13 protein-coding genes are annotated in these 19057 nt (G+C 55.0%); 5 read left to right on the forward strand and 8 right to left on the reverse strand.

The genetic code is table 11. The features are described 5' to 3' along the window. Positions 1–16: 16 nt before the first annotated feature. Both lipA and CCALI_RS13755 read left to right on the forward strand, forming a co-directional pair. On the forward strand, positions 17–946 hold the full coding sequence (lipA, locus tag CCALI_RS13750) for a lipoyl synthase (RefSeq protein WP_016484073.1): 930 nt from the start codon (positions 17–19) through the stop codon (positions 944–946). A 159-nt stretch (positions 947–1105) separates the two neighbouring features. Beyond that, a complete protein-coding gene (locus CCALI_RS13755; protein ID WP_016484074.1) occupies positions 1106–4315 on the forward strand; it encodes a S41 family peptidase in 3210 nt (1069 codons plus the stop codon). A gap of 142 nt (positions 4316–4457) precedes the next feature. On the opposite strand, the gene CCALI_RS13760 is transcribed toward CCALI_RS13755, so the two are convergent. Beyond that, the gene (locus CCALI_RS13760) at positions 4458–4700 is read right to left on the reverse strand and encodes a hypothetical protein (protein ID WP_016484075.1); all 243 of its coding nucleotides are present in this window, start codon (positions 4698–4700) and stop codon (positions 4458–4460) included. Positions 4701–4806: 106 nt separating this feature from the next. Between CCALI_RS13760 and CCALI_RS13765 the strand changes: the two genes are divergently transcribed. Next, positions 4807–5610, forward strand: a complete 804-nt coding sequence (locus CCALI_RS13765) for a GNAT family N-acetyltransferase (protein ID WP_016484076.1) — start codon at positions 4807–4809, stop codon at positions 5608–5610. Here CCALI_RS13765 and CCALI_RS13770 read toward each other — a convergent pair. The 4 genes from CCALI_RS13770 to CCALI_RS13785 are packed head-to-tail and all read right to left on the reverse strand — an operon-like array spanning position 5567 to position 9129. After that, on the reverse strand, positions 5567–6439 hold the full coding sequence (locus CCALI_RS13770) for a UbiA-like polyprenyltransferase (protein WP_016484077.1): 873 nt from the start codon (positions 6437–6439) through the stop codon (positions 5567–5569). The genes CCALI_RS13765 and CCALI_RS13770 overlap by 44 nt on opposite strands. Positions 6440–6446: 7 nt before the next feature. After that, positions 6447–7061 (reverse strand): UbiX family flavin prenyltransferase, encoded by a 615-nt coding sequence (locus CCALI_RS13775; RefSeq protein ID WP_016484078.1) that lies wholly within the window; start codon positions 7059–7061, stop codon positions 6447–6449. Next, complete coding sequence (locus CCALI_RS15545; protein ID WP_016484079.1) at positions 7058–7666, reverse strand: NUDIX hydrolase; 609 nt, start codon at positions 7664–7666, stop codon at positions 7058–7060. The genes CCALI_RS13775 and CCALI_RS15545 overlap by 4 nt, the downstream gene beginning before the upstream one ends. 5 nt (positions 7667–7671) lie before the next feature. Continuing rightward, positions 7672–9129 (reverse strand): menaquinone biosynthesis decarboxylase, encoded by a 1458-nt coding sequence (locus CCALI_RS13785; RefSeq protein WP_016484080.1) that lies wholly within the window; start codon positions 9127–9129, stop codon positions 7672–7674. A gap of 165 nt (positions 9130–9294) precedes the next feature. On the opposite strand from CCALI_RS13785, the gene CCALI_RS13790 reads away from it, so the two are divergent. Next, positions 9295–10890, forward strand: a complete 1596-nt coding sequence (locus tag CCALI_RS13790) for a M2 family metallopeptidase (protein WP_016484081.1) — start codon at positions 9295–9297, stop codon at positions 10888–10890. Continuing rightward, positions 10887–12011, forward strand: coding sequence for a galactonate dehydratase (dgoD, locus tag CCALI_RS13795; protein ID WP_016484082.1), 1125 nt, complete (start codon positions 10887–10889; stop codon positions 12009–12011). The genes CCALI_RS13790 and dgoD overlap by 4 nt, the downstream gene beginning before the upstream one ends. 25 nt (positions 12012–12036) lie before the next feature. Here dgoD and CCALI_RS13800 read toward each other — a convergent pair whose 3' ends face one another. From CCALI_RS13800 to CCALI_RS13810, 3 genes are all read right to left on the reverse strand, one after another. Next, the gene (locus tag CCALI_RS13800) at positions 12037–13269 is read right to left on the reverse strand and encodes a rhomboid family intramembrane serine protease (protein WP_016484083.1); all 1233 of its coding nucleotides are present in this window, start codon (positions 13267–13269) and stop codon (positions 12037–12039) included. Between the two features lie 379 nt (positions 13270–13648). Beyond that, positions 13649–16912, reverse strand: coding sequence for an AfsR/SARP family transcriptional regulator (locus CCALI_RS13805; RefSeq protein ID WP_016484084.1), 3264 nt, complete (start codon positions 16910–16912; stop codon positions 13649–13651). Positions 16913–17145: 233 nt separating this feature from the next. Continuing rightward, the gene (locus tag CCALI_RS13810; RefSeq protein ID WP_016484085.1) at positions 17146–19053 is read right to left on the reverse strand and encodes a choice-of-anchor tandem repeat GloVer-containing protein; all 1908 of its coding nucleotides are present in this window, start codon (positions 19051–19053) and stop codon (positions 17146–17148) included. Positions 19054–19057 lie beyond the last annotated feature (4 nt).

Raw genomic sequence — 19057 nt, forward strand, 5'->3', positions numbered from 1 at the left:
TTTGTGGAGTAAGAGGATGAACTCAAGATTGCCGGATTGGTTAAAAAAGCGAGTGCCTAGCCCGGAGACGGTGGCATTAGTGGAGAGAATGATGCGTGAAAGCCACCTTCACACGGTTTGTGAGAGCGCTCGCTGCCCTAATTTGGGCGAGTGTTGGTCGAAGAAAACCGCCACCTTTATGATCCTTGGGGATATTTGCACGCGCAACTGTGGTTTTTGTGCGATTAAAGTGGGCCGGCCATTGCAGGTAGATCCGGAAGAGCCGAGGCGGCTTGCGGAAACAGCCAAGGCGATGGGCTTGAAACATGTGGTGGTGACGTCGGTGGCCCGGGATGACCTGCCTGATGAGGGAGCCGGCCATTTTGCGAACACCATTCGGGCCCTTCGTGAGGTCATTCCTGGCGTTATTGTGGAGGTGCTTACCCCCGATTTTAAGGGCAAGGTCTGGTGCATTCGCCAGGTTGTGGAGGCCAAGCCAGATATCTACAACCATAACATCGAGACGGTGGAGCGGCTTTCTCCTATGGTGAGGCCGCAGGCAAAGTATCGGCGCACTCTCGAGGTGCTGCGCACGGTGAAGCGGCTCGATCCCTCCATCCACACCAAATCGGGGTTGATGCTAGGTTTAGGCGAAACGCATGAAGAGGTTGTGCAGACCCTGCGCGATCTACGGGAGGTAGGCGTAAGCGCGGTGACGATCGGGCAGTATTTGCGACCAACGACGACACGCCATTTGCCGGTGGTGGAGTATGTTCATCCCGATAGGTTTGCGGAGTACGAGCGGATAGGAAAAGAGATGGGTTTTCTGTTTGTGGCCTCTGCCCCGTTTGTGCGCTCGTCTTACAACGCTCAGGCCTTTTCCGAACAGCTGCTTGCCGAGCGGCTAGCCCGCGTGGGAAAAGAGCCGCCATCGCCATCTGAAGAGCCGCTTCCTGCTATGGTCTGAGCGCGGCTTAAGCAGGAAATTTGCCAAAAACGTTAAATTTTTTGTGAAAGAGAATGGCTCCTCTTGCACCAGCGAGGAGGGGGAGTCTTTTTATACGCAAAGGGCCAAAAGCTTATAGAGGAGGTTGCGGCTTACAGAGCCGTACAAGAGGATATCACTATGAAACAACACGGCTACTATCGTTTCCCTACGATACACAACCATCGCGTGGTGTTTGTATCGGAAGACGATTTGTGGAGCGTCTCCACAGAGGGTGGAACTGCCCACCGGTTGACGGCGAATCTCGCCGCGCTGAGCTTTCCCTGCTTCTCGCCCGACGGCAAGAAATTGGCCTTCACCGGTCGTGAGGAGGGACACAATGAAGTCTATGTGATGGATAGCGAGGGCGGCCCTCTGCAGCGTTTAACCTATCTTGGTGTCACAAGCACCGTGTTGGGATGGACGCCAGACGGGCAGAAGGTGCTCTTCGCCACCGATAGTGGACGTCCCTTCGACCGCATCGGCTTTGTTCAGGCGGTTGGACTGGACGGCGGCCTACCGGAGCCGTTTCCGGTGGGACATGCGGTGAGCCTCTCCATCGCGCCGGACGGGCGAGTGGTGTTGGCACGAAACAATAACGACCCAGCCCGATGGAAGCGCTATCGCGGAGGAACCGCAGGCGACATCTGGATTGACGCCAACGGCGACGGCAACTTTCGACGACTTCTGACGTTGGAGGGGAATCTCACCTGCCCGCTGTGGATAGGCGATCGCATCTACTTCCTTTCGGATCATGAGGGGGTAGGCAACCTCTACTCTTGCACGATCGCCGGCGAGGACTTGCAGCGCCACACCAACCATAAGGATTTTTACGTGCGCTTTCCCAAAACCGATGGATCGCGAATCGTCTATCAAGCGGGGGCCGATCTCTATGTATACGAGCCGAAAGAGGATCGCTCTCGGAAAATCGCGATTACCTACGCCAGTCCGCGTGTGCAGCGCCAACGCAAGTTCGTGGAGATAATGGACTATCTGGAGAGCTATGAGCCGCATCCTAGTAAGGAACAGGTGGCATTAACGGGGCGCGGAAAGAGCTTTACCTTGGGCTGCTTTGAAGGGCCGGTAACAGCTCAAGAGAACGCTAAGGGGGCGATAAGACTGCGCCTTGCCCGCTGGCTTAACGACGGAGAGCGCGTGGTGGTGGTGGCGAATGTGGATGGCCGTGAGGTTTTAGAGGTTCATCATACGCTTGATCTGGAACCGGTCAAGCGCTTTGATGCGCTCGATATCGGCCGCCCCTATGAGATGATCGTCTCTCCTAAAGAAGATGTGGTTGCCATTGCCAACCATCGTAACGAGCTGCTTTGTGTGCAGCTGGAAGACGGCACGTTGACCCTCTGCGATCGCAGCGACTATGGGGCGGTGCGCGGCATGGATTGGTCTCCGGACGGCAAGTGGCTTGCCTATGGGCTGCCTATTAGCCCTTACCGCAGCGCGGTTCGGCTTTGGAATAAAGAGGAGAAGACCATCCACGAGGTCACCGACCCCACGCTAGCAGCCGATAGCAATCCGTCGTTCGACCCAGATGGCAAGTTCCTCTACTTTATCAGTGCGCGCGAGTTTACGCCGGTACCGGATTCGCTTCAGTTCGAGCTGAGCTTTCCGATGGGTATGCGCCCCTACTTGGTGACGCTGCAGGCCGATAGGTTCTCGCCGTTTTGGGAGCCGCTTTCCGAACCTGAAGAGAAAAGGGAAAAGGAAGAGACAAAGGAAGCGGGAGAATCCGCCTCTTCGGAGGCGTCCATGCCGCTACGTATAGACCTAGAGGGCATTCAAACGCGCGTTATCCCCTTCCCCGTGCCAGAAGGCATTTACGGAACGATTGTCGGCATTACCGGCAAAGTTCTTTTTCTAAGCTATCCTGTGGTTGGAGAGCAGGTGCCCGATTCGGAAGAGCGAATCGGATCTCTGGAGTGTTACGATTTCAAAACGCTAAAAAAGGAGACCCTGTTAGGGGGGGTAAAGAGCTTCCGGCCGTCGCGCGATAGAAAGCGGATTTTGGTGCATACCGGCAAGTCGCTTCGGTTACTGAAGGCGGGCGAGAAGCCGGATGAGAAGGCAGGAGCGGAACCCGGATGGCAGAGCGGCATTCTTGCCTTAAATCGCGTGAGGTTGGAGGTCGACCCCCCCACAGAGTGGCGCCAGATGCTGCGCGAGGCCTGGCAGCTGCAGAAAGAGTTCTTCTGGACGGAAGACCTTTCTGGAGTGGAATGGGACCGTGTTTGGGAGCGCTATGCGCCCCTTGTGGATCGGGTGGGAACGCGTGGCGAGCTTTCTGACCTCATCTGGGAGATGCAGGGCGAGCTTGGCACATCACACGCTTATGAGTTTGGCGGAGACTACCGTAAGGGGCCGGAGTATCCCATCGGATTTCTTGGAGCCGACTTTCGTTACGATCCTGAACACGATGCCTATCGCATCGTGCATATCGTACGAGGGACGGCAGGCGACCCAAAGCGCGACTCGCCCTTACGGGCCAGCGGGGTAAATATTCGTGAGGGCGACCTCCTGATAGCGATTGATGGACAGCGTTTAAGCGCGCAGCTTCAGCCCAACCAGGCGCTGGTGCATCGAGCCGATAGCGATGTGGTGCTTACGGTGCAGAATACTGATGGCGAGCGGCGCAACGTGCGCGTGCACACGCTGCGTTCGGAGTTTCCAGCAAGGTATCGAGAGTGGGTCGAGGCCAATCGTCGGCGAGTCCATGAGGCCACGAACGGACGAGTGGGCTATGTGCATATCCCCGACATGGGACTGCGGGGCTTTGCGGAGTTTCACCGGCTCTATTTGGTGGAGGTGGAGAGAGACGGGCTGATTGTTGACGTTCGTTTTAACCGGGGAGGTTTCGTCTCGCAGCTCATCATCGAGAAGCTGGCCCGCAAACGCGTTGGGTATGATCTGCAGCGTTGGGGCGCGCCGGAGCCTTATCCCCAGCACTCGGTTGCTGGGCCGATAGTAGCGCTCACCAACCAATGGGCCGGTTCAGATGGCGATATTTTTAGCCATGTGTTCAAGCTGATGAAGCTGGGGCCTCTGATCGGAAAGCGAACTTGGGGAGGCGTCATCGGTATTTGGCCCCGTATGCCTTTAGCAGACGGCACGATTACCACCCAACCGGAGTTTTCGTTCTGGTTTCAGGATGTGGGCTGGCGTGTGGAAAACTACGGCACCGATCCCGATATCGAGGTGGATGTTACGCCGCAAGACTATGTGCAGGGCAAAGACCCTCAACTGGAGAAGGGAATCGAGGTCATCTTGAAGCGTCTTGAGGAATCGCCTCCAATTCGACCCGATTTCAAGGACAAGCCGAAGCTGCCCTTGCCCTCCTGAGCAAAAAGGTGCAACGAGGCGTTTTTCAGCGGACAAACACCCCCAACAACGCCCTTGTTGGGGCGTTTGCATCGGCAGAGCATGATGACCAACTACTTAGCGCTGATAGCAAGCCTCTCGTTTCGCTTGTTCGGGTGCTCCTTTAGTCGCGCACGGTGACGTCCCATATCACCTCACGCAGACCCGGCTGCTGCCGAACAATATGGGTAATATGCTCCATCTCGGCCCGAAGGTCGATATCCGGATGGTTCCGAAGATGTCGGAGCACCCCGGTGAAGTGAACGGTCCCTCCGATAACGTGAATGTTTAACAGTGAGGCGTCCACATAGCGCCGATTCACGAGGGCACGAACCCTCAACATCGCTTCTTTATTAACTGCAGGCATAAGAACCCCCCTTTCGAGGTCTTAGCCTACGCTTCGGCAACGCGCATAGATATTTTATTCTAAAACACGGGCCATTCCTGCTTATCATGCTCTGGGAGGCAACTTTGTGAGACAAATTCGGAACCATTTGGGTCAGCCAATAGGTGAGGAAGTACCGCAATGGAAGCCACGGCCACGACCGGAACGGGTCTATTTGGAGGGCAACTACGCCCGCCTAGAGCCTCTGCAGGCCTCGAAACATGCCGACGCACTCTACAGAGCCAACTCGCTTGACGCTCAGCAGGCGTTATGGACCTATCTGCCTTACGGTCCCTTTCCAAATCAAGAAAGCTACTTCGGTTGGGTAAAGGAGATGAGTGAGAGGCAAGACCCCCTCTTCTTTGCCGTTGTAGATCGGGAGATCAGCCGAGCGGTTGGGGTGGCGGCCTACCTGCGAATCGAGCCTGAACATGGGTGCCTTGAGGTTGGACATATCTGTTATTCTCCCTTGTTACAAGACAGGCCGGCGGGAACGGAGGCGATGTATCTCCTGATGCGCTACGTTTTTGAGGAGCTAGCCTATCGGCGGTATGAGTGGAAATGCGATGCTCTTAATGAACCCTCACGCCGAGCGGCGCAACGCCTCGGATTCTCTTTTGAAGGAGTGTTTCGGCAAGCCTGCGTGGTGAAGGGGCGCAATAGAGATACGGCTTGGTACGCGATGATAGATAAGGACTGGCCGGCGCTGAAAACGGCGTATGAACGCTGGCTAAGCCCAGACAACTTCGACGCCAATGGAGTTCAGAAGGAGCGGCTTTCTCTGTTAACGGCACCTCTGTTGCGGCGGGATATACAAGAGCTCTCTGAAGAGTTATCGTGCAGCAGACTTAGTGCAGCAAAACATCGAGCAGCACGAAACCGAACAAAGTGACGCTTACCCAACCGTTGAGAGTAAAGAAGGCCAAATTCACACGACGAATGTCGTCTGGTTTTACCAAGCTCTGTTCGTAGAAAATAAGAGCAGCCACAACGATCAGCCCTAAGAAGTAGAGGAGGTGGAGGCCACAAAGACGGCCTACCACAAGCAAGAGCAGCAGCATGGTGGCGTGCATAAGGCGAGAAACCGTGAGGGCGCCGGCTTTGCCGATGCGTTTTGGTAGGGAGTGAAGCGGGGCTTGAAGGTCAAACTCGTAGTCTTGGAGGGCGTAGATAATATCAAAGCCGCCGATCCAGAGCATCACCGTGAGCCATAGGAGGATAGGGGGCCAGGCAAAGGAGCCGGTTACAGCGAGCCATGCGCCGATAGGTGCGATGCCGGTGGCCATGCCCAGAAAAAAGTGGCAGAGGGAGGTGAAGCGTTTGGTATAGGAGTATCCTAACGTGAAGAGGAGGGCGACGGGAGAGAGCAGGAGGCAAAGGCGATTAAGCTGTGCGGCTGCTAGTACGAAAAGGCTTATGGTGAGCAGAAGAAAGACGACGACTTGGGCGTGCGAAAGCAGCCCTCGCGGTAGATGCCGATTGGCCGTGCGAGGGTTTTGAGCATCGAAGTCGGCATCTACAAGCCGGTTGAAGGCCATGGCGGCGCTGCGGGCTCCTACCATGGCCACCAAAATCCATAGGATGGTATGGGCCGATAGACCTGAGCGGGTTTGGTGAGCGGCCAACAGCATGCCGATAAGCGCGAACGGCAGTGCGAAGATGGTATGTTCGAACTTAACAAGTTCAAGATAGAGCTTGGCACGGTGGAAAAGGGCGGTCATGGATGAACTACTCCTCCACAAGCTGCCATTGCGGCACGATATCTTGATCGATTCCGAGTTGCTGGAGGATGCGCGCCACCACGAAGTCGGCAAGCTCCTCCACGGTTTTCGGATGGTGGTAGAAGCCGGGGGCTGCTGGCAAAACCACCGCGCCGGCCTCGGCTAACTGGGTAAAGGTGCGTAGATGAACGAGTGACCAAGGCGTTTCACGCGGCACAAGAACGAGCTTTCGCCGCTCTTTCAGGCACACATCGGCGGCGCGCGTCAGCAGATCGTCGCTAATGCCGTGGGCGATGCGTGCCGCGGTTCCCATGGAGCAGGGCACGATGACCATGCCGTCGTGGCGAAAAGAGCCGCTGGCCGGTGGGCTAAAGTACTCTTTAGGGGAAAGCAGCTGCAGCACCTTGGCGGAAGCCTTTGGAAAGAGGGCTGCAAACTCTTGCGCATTCGAGAAATGAAGATCCATCTCCACAGCCATGATCTGACGGGCCTGTTCCGATAGAATAACGTAGATCCTCTCATAATGTCGGATGGCCTCACAGAGAAAGCGATAGGCATAAATGGCGCCACTCGCCCCGGTAATTCCCACGACAAGCTTTTTGGTAGAGAACGTTGGGTTCACTTGACGGCGCCACCCCGTAGACGCTGATAGGCTTCACGAGCGCGTTGAGGGTCGCATCCAAGAAAGGCGCGTACGATGCGTTGTCCCCCTTTACGGTGCGCGATGGTGCGGATGGCCTCACAAAGGAGGATGCGGTCGTGCAACACGAGGCGGCGTTCGCAGTCCTCACAGGTAAAAAGTGAGCGTGAGGCCACAATGCCCGCTGGATCTCGGCGTATAGGGTCAAGAGCACGTACGGTTCCTGTGTAAAGGGCTACGTAGGTATAGGGATAGGGGTAGCTCCGCCCCGGTAGTTTTTCTGTGCACTCGATGCGGATGCCGGCAAATAGCTCGAAGTCTGGGTTCAAATGGGCACAAGCCTCCTCATAAGCTTCCCGTAGCATGGCCTGATCCAGCGTCTCGTCGGGTTCAAGCCGACCTCCAGGAAATCCGAAGACGCCGCGGCGATCACAGACTACGAGCACACGGCCACCGTGAAACGCCACAAAGTGTACCGAGGTAACAGGGGCATCCATCGGCAGTTGGCAGCATTGAAAAGCGGTGAGGCGCACAGGCTGTGCTCCCCACTTTGTCTCAATTTCAAAAAGGGTTCTTCTCTCCTCCATCTTACTTAAAGTCCTAATTTAGGCCAGAGCGCGTCTATCTGCGCTTTTATCTCTTGGCTCATCTCGATGACATCGGGCCATTCGCGATGAAACCCTTCCTGAGGTCCCTTGCGCGTGCAGTCGAATCCGATTTTCGAGCCGAACCCTAAAGCGCGAGAGGCATGGTCGAGAACGTCCACCGGCCCACGCACGAGACACATGTCACGCTCGGGGTCTATATTGTTGCCAATTCTCCAAAGGCATTCGCTGATGTCTTGCACGTTGACATCGGCATCGAAGACAAAGATCATCTTCGTAAACATCGCCTGTCCTAGCCCCCAGAGGGCATGCATCACCTTGAAGGCATGTCCAGGGTAGCGCTTGCGGATGGACACGAAGGCTATGTTATGAAATACGCCTTCCACAGGCAGGTTGATATCAACAATTTCCGGCAGGTTTAGGCGCAGCAGGGGCAAGAAAAGACGCTCTGTGGCTTTGCCGAGCCAAGCATCCTCTTTCGGTGGGCGTCCAACTACGGTACATGGATAGACCGGGTTCCTTCGATGGGTAATGGCGGTGACATGAAACACCGGATAGAGATCGGCCAAAGAGTAGTAGCCTGTGTGGTCGCCGAAAGGGCCTTCCATACGCCTCTCTTGAGGGTCAATCCAACCTTCGATCACGATCTCTGCATCTTCTGGCACCTCAAGAGCGACGGTTTTTGCGGGCACCAAGGTAACCGGCTTTTTCCGGAGGAACCCGGCAAAAAGGAGCTCATCTAGGCCTGGAGGCAGAGGGGCTGTGGCCGCGTAGGTGAGGGCTGGGTCTCCGCCAAGCACTACGGCTGCCTGGATAGGGCGCTTCTGGAGGGCAGCAGCACGTTCATGCTCCGCGCCCACTTTATGCATCTGCCAATGCATGCCGGTGGTGCAACGGTCGTAGACCTGTACACGATACATGCCCACGTTGCGGCGGCCTGTTTGTGGATCGTGGGTGAAGACCAGCGGTAAGGTAATGGTGCGCCCGCCATCTTGGGGCCAACAGTGCAGAATAGGTAGGCGAAAAAGGTCTACCTGATCGCCCGTTGTGACGACCTCTTGGCAACGCCCAGGCCCTTTGGCATGTCGAGGCGGAATTTTGGCCAGCACACCCAATTTGGGGGCCAGCTCTCGCATGGCCTGCAGTTTACCGCTGGGCACCTCCGTTTTTAGGAGGGCTTCGATCTCGCAGGCGATATCCTCCAGGTCGGCGGCCCCTAGCGCCAGCGACATGCGTTTTCGCGAGCCGAAAACGTTGATAGCTACCGGAATATCGCTGCCAACAGGGTTTTCGATGAGAAGCGCAGGCCCGCCACCGGGTTGACGCATAACGCGATCGGCTACCTCGGTGATCTGCAGGTAGGGATCGAGAGGCTCCTTTATGCGTTTAAGTTCACCCATCTTTTCGAGGTAGGCAAGAAAGTCTTGAAAATCGGTGTAGGCCACCCCTCTATCCCCCTTATATGTCAGTCGCTAATGTTATATACGTTTATCGAAATTATACCCTGTCCCCTTGCTCGAACTTTTTAGAGGGAAAATCGAATTTGAAGCAGAAACTAACGTAGAGATGGGCAACCAAGCCCACTCGTTTTAGAAAAGGTGAACTTCCAGATGTCGACAGAAGATAGTTTCAGACAGTTCCTTCAACAGCATCTTGTCGTGATAGAACCTCTCTCCTGTGAGGCCGCGAGAGCCTCTTGGGAGATGCAGACGACGGGAAGTCCAGAAGCCATGGAGCGTGCCCGCAAGCTGCGCACAGAGCTGGCGTTGATCTACGCCGATAAAGAGACCTATCGCTATCTCAAAGAGCTACCGGTGGAGGCACTCTCCGACCCGCTTCTGAAACGTCAGCATACGCTACTGCTTCACGCCTATCTCAGTCGGCAAGGCGATGAGGAGACTTTGAAGGAGATCGTGGCTTTAGAGGTCGAGATAGCGGACATTTATAACCACCATCGGGCACGGCTGCGTGGACAAGAGGTGAGCGATAATGAGTTAGAGCAGATCCTGATTCACTCGCGAGATGAGGCGCTTCGCAAAGAGGCCTGGGAAGCCAGTAAACAGGTTGGCGCTGCAGTGGCCGACCGGATTCGCCGGCTAGTGGCTCTCCGCAACCAAGAGGCTCAAAAGCTGGGCTACCCAAACTATTACACGTTGCGCATCGAGTTACAGGAGATCGATTTGCAGTGGCTCGATGCGTTAATGGAGGAGCTAACCCGTCTTTCCGAGCCGCTTTGGAACCTCTACCGCGACGCGCTCGATGAGCAACTGGCAAAGCGTTACGGCGTTCCTCCTGAAGCGATTCGCCCGTGGCATCACGCGAACCGTTTCTTTCAGGCGCCAGAGCCTAGCGGTTTAAACCTAGACCCCTATTTTGCCGACAAGAACTTGGAGGCGATCACAGCGCGCTTTTATGCCGATATCGGGTTGCCAATCGAAGACATCTTGGCACGCTCCGATCTCTATGAACGTGCAGGAAAATGCCAACACGCTTTCTGCACGGATATCGATCGGCGTGGCGATATCCGTGTGTTATGCAATTGCCGGCCTAATGCACGATGGATGAACACCATGTTGCACGAATTCGGCCATGCCGCTTACGATAAATATATCTCTCCGGAGCTGCCCTACCTGTTGCGACGCCCTGCGCACACCATGACCACCGAAGCGATGGCGCTGTGGGCGGGAAGCAGAATCCATCAGCCGGAATGGCTCACGACGTATGCAAATGTGCCGGTGCAGACGGCAGAGACCATAGGCCAAAATGCCCGCATCTATGAGGCTCAGAGCCTGTTGGTGTTTATGCGTTGGTGTTTGGTGATGTATCACTTTGAGCGAGCCCTTTATGAAAACCCAGAGGGCGATCTGAACACGCTTTGGTGGGATTTAGTAGAGCGATATCAGCGCGTGAGGCGGCCGGAGGGACGCGATGCACCAGATTGGGCGGCGAAAATTCATGTCGCTACCGCCTCTGTTTACTATCATAACTACCTTTTAGGGCATCTCATTGCAGCACAGGTGGAGAAGCAACTGGAGGAGCTGGGCTGTGCCTCTACGTTCAATCCGGCGTTAGGAGACTACCTACGAGAGAGACTCTTTGCGCCGGGAGCGCTCTGGCCATGGGAAGAGTGGCTTCGAAGGGCGACAGGTGAACCTCTGAATCCTCACTACTTTGTGCAACAGTTACAGGAGGCTATTCAAAATTGAAGATCACGCAGATAAGCACCTATCTCACGGAGCCACGCTGGGTTTTTGTGAAGGTCTCGACGGATGAAGGGATTGAAGGGTGGGGAGAGTGTTTGGGCGATAAGGCCTTTGTGGTGGCTGAGGCCGTCCGTAGTTACGAACATGCGCTGATCGGTCAAGACCCCTTCCGGATCACCCATCATTGGCAGAGCCTCTATCGAGGGGCCTTTTGGCGGGGTGGCCCCATCCTTTGCGCGGCCATTTCGGGTCTTGAAATGGCTTTGTGGGATATTTTGGGGAAGGCGCTGAACGTGCCGGTTTGGCAGCTGCTTGGAGGAGCGGTACGCGACAGGATACGAATGTACAGTCGACCGCATGGCGCAACACCGGAGCAGTTGGCCAAAAGTGCAAAGGATGTGGTAGCGCGCGGATATACCGCCATGAAGTTCTGCCCTTTCGAGAAGGTACATGTGCTAGATCACTATCAGTTAGTGGAAGAGGCGGCGGCGCGCGTTCAGGCGGTGCGCGAGGCCGTAGGAGACAGCATAGATATTTTGCTGGACTTTCATGGAAGGGTAAGTCCAGCCATGGCTGTGCTGATGGAGGAGGCCATGCGTCCGTATCATCCGCTGTTTATTGAGGAGCCTGTTTTGCCGGAAAATGTGGACGCGTTGGCGCGGGTGGCAGCGCAATGCAAGACACCCATCGCGACCGGCGAGCGGCTTTTCACGCGTTGGGGTTTTCGGGAGGTATTGGAGAAAGGGGCTGCTGCCGTGTTGCAGCCAGATCCCTGCATCTGCGGCGGCCTTTGGGAGACACGCCAGATTGGGAGTATGGCGGAGGTCTACTATGCCGCCCTAGCTCCCCATAATCCCTACGGCCCACTTAACCTTGCAGCGAGCCTGCAGGTAGATGCTTGCACTCCTAACTTTCTTGTGCAGGAGTTCGTAGACTCCATTGGGTTAGGTGCGGGGGTGTTGAAGCAGCCTTTTATCGTAGAGAACGGGTACATCGCCGTGCCTCAAGGCCCCGGCTTGGGCGTGGAGCCGGACGAGGAGTGGTTACGGATGCATCCTCTTAAGCCAAAGCCGGACCCAGGCCGATGGTTTCATGAGGATGATGGCTCTATGGCCGACTGGTAGTAATATCTCCGGCAACGGTTCCCTTTCAGGATGGATTGGAGGCGGACGAGTCGGCCGATGGAGAGGCTGATGCTAATTCGCGGGCGAGGTTATCGGCAAGATGTCGCCATTGGCTGTGCGGATAGCGCTGCTGAAACAGGGCAATGAGCTGCTGTGCCTCCTCATGGTGGTGGAGATAGCGAGCACAGAGGGCTGCAGCTTTCAGCAGTGCCGTCTCTGCCTCAGGGCTATGGAGATTCTCTTGGGCCACCTGGCGAAAAAGCGTTAGGGCCTCCGTAAGGTGCTCTCCCTCCTCGAGGGCGCAGGCCAGAAAATACCGTTGTGCTGGAGATAAGGCCACCTGTGTGATGTGATGCGATTGCATCTCTAAGTAGAGCTTCACGGCCATCGAGCGCATTCTCATCTTTAGGTAGATATCGAGCGCGGTGTTGAAGTGGATCGCGGCTTGTTCCTGGTCACCCATGATCTCCCATGCACGAGCTAGCTCAGCGTGAGCGTTCGCATCGTCGGGGTGTTTTTGAAGCACGGCCTCCCAGCGAGGAATGGCCGCGCCGGGGCGATTCTGCTCCAGAGCCTGCTCTGCATCTCTGGTAAGATAGGCCATCTGAGCCTTCTGGGGAAGACGAAGCAGGTAGGCTGCGGTAAGACCCGTGACAAAGCCGCCTATATGCGCCCAGTGGGCTACTCCATAGGCGGTATCTCCCACCCAAAGTCGCCACAAGCCGCTGCCTATTTCCCCTGCTAGAAAGATTGCCACCACCAGCACAACGTGGGGGCGAATGGGCAACAGGGCAAAGGAGATGCGCGCTCGGTAATAGCGCACGGCGTAGACGCCGACAACCCCCGCGCAGGCAGCAGAGGCCCCGATGATCGGCACACGGGCGATATCAGGGGGTAGGAGGGTAAGAATAATAAGGCACTGCAACCAGCCGCCAATCGCGCCAGATAAAAGGTAAAGGGCTAGTAGCTTGCCTCCGCCTATGGCGCTCTCTACTCCCGTTCCAAACACCCACAGGAAAAAAAGATTAAGGAGAAGATGTGCCGGGTCGGCATGTAGAAAAGAGTAGGTTAAGAGGCTCAAGAGATGAAGATGGGCGGGCACAAGCCCATAACGATAGAGTAGGGTGTTTACATCCAGCGGCCAGAAATGAGCGCTTAGAAGGAGACACAGGGTAATGAGCCCCTGCAAGATAGCAAGGGCCAGTGTCATCCACGGTCTTCTCTCCGTCGGTTGATCGGTAGCATAAGGTAGGAACATCCGTTCTCCCCGTAAAGACGTTACGGTATCTTTTCCCCTTTTATTTCAACGTCTATATTATGGCTTCTCGCAGGCGGTAAGGCTCATAGTTGTGGCTCGGAGTGGTTTTGGTGGATAGGTTTTGCCATCGGGGCGTTGTCCTTTTGTGAGAGCGTGGCTACCAGAAAATGTGTTGGCAAGTTGTCCTCTGGATAGACAGCACGAGGGCTGTCGTATCTGGGGGTAGAGTCGGCTGGGGAGTCGCTAGGGCGCACATGGGTCGCTTTTCGGGCATCCGCCCGATCGTGAAGGTGAGTGACACAGTTAAACGTGTAATAAGGTGGGTTTTGTAGAAGCTTTGCGGGCAGCGATCGTTCCTCTTAGAGCCTCCTTCTTTCATTCAGTCGTGTGATTGAAGCAACTTCAACGCATGGTGGCCGGCATCGAGGAGAGCCATCTCTTTGCCTTGAGCGTAGCACTCCTCCCAATCTGCTTCGGTGTGTCTACGCTTTCTTTGGGTGATGTTCTCGCTCCTTGCCCTCTGTTTGGTTGGGTCAAGAACCAAGCCGGTGGTATCTTGATGATGTTCGAGCGCACCCCAGAGTCGAGCGGCCTCGAGATCGTCGTGCGGTGGCAAACAAAGAGCGGCGGTTGCCAACGCTTCGACCAGAAGAATGGCGTTAGGTGCTAGAGTTAACAAAGTCAACGCTTCTTGTAGAGGCGGAATGACGGCGGTAAACTCTGCTTTGGTGCTGTGCAAGAGTTTTGCTTTTAAGGTGTACAACATAGGAAGGAGCGCCCGCTCTTCGGAGCGACATGCCAACTGAATGGCCTCTTCGAGGTAAGCTTGTGCCGCATCCATTTGGGCTTGTTCCAGTGCGATAGCGCTAAGTTCATGGAGGGCATAGGCGATGGCACGTGTCTCTTGCGTTTGGCGCGCAAGAGTTAGGCTTTGTTGGCAAAGGGCGTGGGCATCTTCGCAATTTTGCTGGAGGCGAGCCAACCTGCCGAGATTAAGTAGGATGAAGGCGATGCCACCCACATCTTCCCATTTTTGAAAATGCTCCAAAGCCTCTTGTTGCAGCGCGGCAGCTTCCTGGTAATTTCCTAGATATAGCTCCACAATGCCCAGGTTTCCCAAAGCAAAGCCTAGCACCCGATCGCCGAGTTCCCGAAGTTTATGAGCGCTCTGTTGCAAATAGGTTCTTGCCGCTTGAAGGTCACCTCGTTCTAGCGACACGATGCCCATCATGCCCAACACACCACATGCCCTATCCTGGGTACCTATAGAACCATGGACGTCCCAGGCTTGCTGCAGCAACATCCATGCTTTTGTGAGATCTCCGTTTACCCATGCCAGCTGCGCGCATTGACGCAGTGCTGAAGCGAGATAGGCTTTATTGCCCAGTTGTTCAAAGAGAACACAGCACTCTTCCAAACAGGTACGTGCTGTGGCATAATCTCCTGCGTCGAACGAGAGCCAACCAAGTCCGTTAAGTGCCTTTGCATAGGTCAAGTCGCGTTGAGGGTAACAGGCTAGCGCTTTCGATAGCCAGCTACGACCTTCTTTATAGGCACCGCGTACCATCCAGTAGAGGGTAAGCGCCTCTGCGAAGATTGCACCTTTCTGCGGTTCCTTTGCAAAACACCAGTCTAAAGCGGCCCGCACATTGGCATCGTTTGTTTTTAGGTAGGACAACCACTCTCGTCTGTGCAGTTCGCTTTCGCTCTGTTGCCCGGAGAGCACTTTCTGAAAGAAGAAGTGATAATGGAGGTCACACAACCTATTTCTTTCCTCATCCCGTAGGTAACGCGCCGCGTACTCTCGAATCACCTCCAGCATTCGATAGCGGGTCTCTCCTTCCTGTTCCACCTCTATAAGCGAGTTGGTGCGAAGCGTTTCCAATGCCTGCATGGTCTCTAAAAGGCTCTCCCCGTCGAAACAGACCTTACAAGCGGCCTCAGCGTCCCAACCTCCTTGGAAAACCGATAGGCTCGCAAAAAGCTTTCGTAGGCGTATGGGAAGGAGATGATAACTCGTATCGAGAACCCTTTGAAGGGAACCCTGTCGATCGCCTTTCTCAAGAGAGGAGGTATCTACCGTCCAGTTGAGACGATGGGTAAATTGGGCTCGCATTTGGGCGGGGGAGAGCATTTGGGCGTGACTACTGACCAGCTCGATCGCAAGAGGATGTCCCTCGATCCATTGGCAAATCCAGGCCACGTCGTTGCGGTTACGCTCGTTCAAAAGAAATTTACGATTATGGCTTTGCAATCTATCTATAAACAGGGCTACGCTAGGGCACTGCAGCAGTTCGTTAAGCCCCATATTTGCGCTAGGAGTAGGCAACGGCTTTAGCCAAAGCTCCCGGTCTCCCCGAATGCCGAGCCTCTTTCGAGAGGTCACAAGGCAACACAGATGAGGTAGCCGTTCCAAAAGGTGCTGGATAGTGGCGGCTGCTTCGGGTAGCAGGTGTTCTATGTTGTCAAGAATCAGTAGACAATCCCCCTTTGCCTCCATAGCCTGAATGAGGTGTTCGAGAGGCTCTTGATGGTGCCCTTGTGAGATATCCAAGGCGTCCATAATCTCATCTCCAATGAGGGCTGAGTTGGAGAGACTAGCAAATGGAATAAACCAGACACCCCCACCAAAACAGTCTTGTACCCTTTCGGCTGCTTCAATAGCAAGGCGTGTTTTTCCGATGCCGCCTGTTCCAAGAAGGCTGATAAGCCGATACTGATGCGAGCTAGGAACGAGGTGCTGTTGGATCCACTCTAGCTCCTCTTCTCGTCCAAAAAACCGTGTAAGGCGTGGAGGGATGGATTGTCTTTGCTGAGGAGACTTTGGTACTTCGGTTGCGATTAGAATTGGAAGGACATTCTGAGCGGTCTGCTTCTTGTTGCCCAGATGCCCGAGTTGTGCTTGGAGTTGCTGTGCGAGCGCTTTTACTTTTGGGGAAGGCGCAGCGCCTAACTCTTGGCGAAAAAGTGCTTCAAGCTGTTGATAGTGGCGTAGAGCGGTAGAAGGCTGGGCGGTTAGGCTGTAGAGCTGAATAAGCTCGTAGTGGGCCTCTTCGTCCAGAGGCTCCGCGTAGACGGCTTTTTGGGCGTACTCTATGGCTTGCTGGAAGTCTCTATTCTGCTTTAACAGAGTGGTCAGTTTACGCAGTGTGTGATAGTAAACCTCGGAGAGATACTGTCGCTGTGCAAGCACCCACTCCTCCTCATTCCCCGGCAGTAGCTCGCCTTTATAGAGAGCGACCGCCTCTTTTAGAGCGGCGATACATTCTTGCTCGTTCGGAGCATTATCGGCCCATTTGATCTTATAGAGCATATCGAGTACATCGGAGGTAAAGGCATGAGGGTGCAGGCTCACGCTTAGACGGTTGCTCTGCAGAATAAGCCCGCGTTTGGTGCCCGGCGGTTCGAGATGATAACGCAGGGATGTTAGCATGACACGCAGCCGATTTTTTGCGACCTCCGGCTCCTCTTCCGGCCAGAGGAGCGCAAGAAGTTCTTCGCGGGGAGCGGAGTGGGAGCTATGCAGAATGAGATAGGCTAATAGCGCTCCCATCTTGCGGGTAGGTAGTCGGAAGTGAGTTTTATTATCTAGATAGGCCCTTAATCCGCCCAATAGCTCGATACGCCAAGCTTGGTTCATCATCGTTGTTTGCCTCACGACAATCTAAAGATCTCTCTAAAACAACTACTACAACAACTACTCGAAAGAGCCTTGTCAAAAGCAAACAAGCACTCTTATTTAATTATTATAGCCTAAGTGAGAAAGAAATAGATAGAGCGTCAAAACCTAAAAAACGCCCTGCTTCGCAGGGCCATACGGCGAAGCAGGGCAAAGCGAAAGCGTTATGGAGTTTTAGACAAGAGGGCCTAAGATTCTTATGGGATGTTGACTCGGAATGAACTTCCGAAGCTACCTTGTGTGTAGGTGCCCGCGATGCGCAGCAGACCTCTCCCTGAGACCACGGAAGCAGGGAAGGTGAGACTGACCGTGACGCTGCTTCCTGAGGGAAGGTTGCCGATGGCTCCTGTTCCGGCAGTGGCCATAACGGTGTTTCTGCTGCTATCCGTGAGCTTGGCGGAGGCCAAGTTAAGGTTGCTGACGGGAGCTCCTCCAGTGCTGACAAACGTGAGCTGTACGATCACGTTGTTGCTTTGGTCGCGTGCGACGGAGGTGAGATGGACTTGAAGTTGGGGCTGCCCTATAAGGAAAATAAGCGGTGAGGTCGTCGCCCCAATGATACCATCGTAGACCTGAACCGTGGCCGAACCGGGGCTGGCAAGCCAGGAGGCCGGAATGGTAGCTTGGAGTTGCTGAGGGCTGAGCTTTTTTGTTGCAACAAATTGTCCGTTCCATAACACATGCGAGAAATCCGTAAACCCCGTTCCTTGTAGGGTTAAGGTGAGATCGGAGGAGCCGGCTGGGGCGCTATTGGGGCTAAGGGCTAGCAGCTTTGAACCATAGCGGAAGACCACACCCGTGCCGTTGCTACCGCCTGAGCCTGTAGTGCCATAGAGTTCACCATCGGGGCCAAGGGTGAGGCCGCCAGCCGGACCACCTCCGTTATTGGGGTCCTGCCCAAAGTCGAAGGAGTGAATTTCGAAGAGGTACTCTGGGTTGGTGGAAGCGTAGGTAGGTATTGTGTAGAGCACTCCTCCTCCGTTGGATGATCCTCCATTGATACAGGTGCCATAGATTTGATCACCCTTAAGAACCAGTTGTCCTGATGGAATAGAGGCGATCGGCTGTAGTAAGAACTCTGGACCTCCAAATTCGTGAAGCAGCGTGTAGTTGCTTCCGTCAGTCTGTATTTTGAAAAGCACTCCTCCACCGTACGTGCCTCCATCCAGTGTGGTGCCGTAGAGAGTGCCGGACTGGTCTTGCACGAGATAGGTGTAGGGTTCTGCGCCGCCAGCATTCACATAGGAGTTAGAGGTATAGCCGGGTGCGTTAAAGTTGTGGATTACCGTGAAACCGCTGCCATCGGGAAGCAGCTTGTACAGGTCGCCACCCCCATTTGCGCCACTGTCCCGACAAGCACCGTAGAGCGCTCCACCCATGCCTTGCAGTAGACCTATGGGACTGGCTCCGTCGGTGCCCGAGAAGGTATGGAGAACGGTGAAGGTTCCATCTAACTGCAGTCGAAAGACGACCCCACCTCCAAAGGCCCCGCCTTCAAGCGCAGTGCCGTAGAGCGCGTGGTCAGCTCCTTGGATAAGACCATAGGGAGCAACACCATCTGCATTGTAGGGGTAAGGCAGAGGGGTGATAACGATCCAGGCGGCAAAGTTGTGCACCACCTGGAACTGAGTTCCATCTGGGTTTACTCTATAAACGACGCCGGTTCCGTTCGTACCTCCTCCTGACGCCGTGCCAAACAGCGTGCCATCGGGGAGCTGAATGATGCTAACTGGATAGCCCCCATCGTTCCCTCCGGTGAAGGTATGGAGTACCTGGAAGTTGCTGCCATCAGAGTCTACGGAAAAAAGGACGCCTGCGCCATCCACTCCTCCAAATGCAGCTGTACCAAAGACCCGTCCGTCAGGCCCTACAACCACTGGGTTTTGTGGATATGCCCCATCCGCGTTAGAATACATAGAGTCTGACGAAAAGCTATGTAGCACGGCGATGGGCTGAGAAATATAAATAGGAACTGCATTGGGCCGGAAAGTCTGCCCCCTTCCTATCGTCGGATACGCTAGACCGAGGAGCAGTGCAAAAATGAAGAGAAGCTCTCGGTGCCGCCTGATCGAACCTAAAGGCTGTAGTGTAGCGTTTTTATGCATTATG

Source organism: Chthonomonas calidirosea T49 (genome assembly GCF_000427095.1).
Classification (GTDB): domain Bacteria; phylum Armatimonadota; class Chthonomonadetes; order Chthonomonadales; family Chthonomonadaceae; genus Chthonomonas; species Chthonomonas calidirosea.

What these genes read in the sequence shown, in the direction of transcription:
- CCALI_RS13755 (WP_016484074.1), top strand. Translation starts at nt 1,106, where the DNA reads ATGAAACAACACGGCTACTATCGTTTCCCTACGATACACAACCATCGC.
- CCALI_RS13760 (WP_016484075.1), bottom strand. Translation starts at nt 4,700, where the DNA reads ATGCCTGCAGTTAATAAAGAAGCGATGTTGAGGGTTCGTGCCCTCGTG.
- CCALI_RS13800 (WP_016484083.1), bottom strand. Translation starts at nt 13,269, where the DNA reads ATGTTCCTACCTTATGCTACCGATCAACCGACGGAGAGAAGACCGTGG.
- CCALI_RS13770 (WP_016484077.1), bottom strand. Translation starts at nt 6,439, where the DNA reads ATGACCGCCCTTTTCCACCGTGCCAAGCTCTATCTTGAACTTGTTAAG.
- CCALI_RS13810 (WP_016484085.1), bottom strand. Translation starts at nt 19,053, where the DNA reads ATGCATAAAAACGCTACACTACAGCCTTTAGGTTCGATCAGGCGGCAC.
- CCALI_RS13790 (WP_016484081.1), top strand. Translation starts at nt 9,295, where the DNA reads ATGTCGACAGAAGATAGTTTCAGACAGTTCCTTCAACAGCATCTTGTC.
- CCALI_RS13805 (WP_016484084.1), bottom strand. Translation starts at nt 16,912, where the DNA reads ATGATGAACCAAGCTTGGCGTATCGAGCTATTGGGCGGATTAAGGGCC.
- lipA (WP_016484073.1), top strand. Translation starts at nt 17, where the DNA reads ATGAACTCAAGATTGCCGGATTGGTTAAAAAAGCGAGTGCCTAGCCCG.
- CCALI_RS15545 (WP_016484079.1), bottom strand. Translation starts at nt 7,666, where the DNA reads ATGGAGGAGAGAAGAACCCTTTTTGAAATTGAGACAAAGTGGGGAGCA.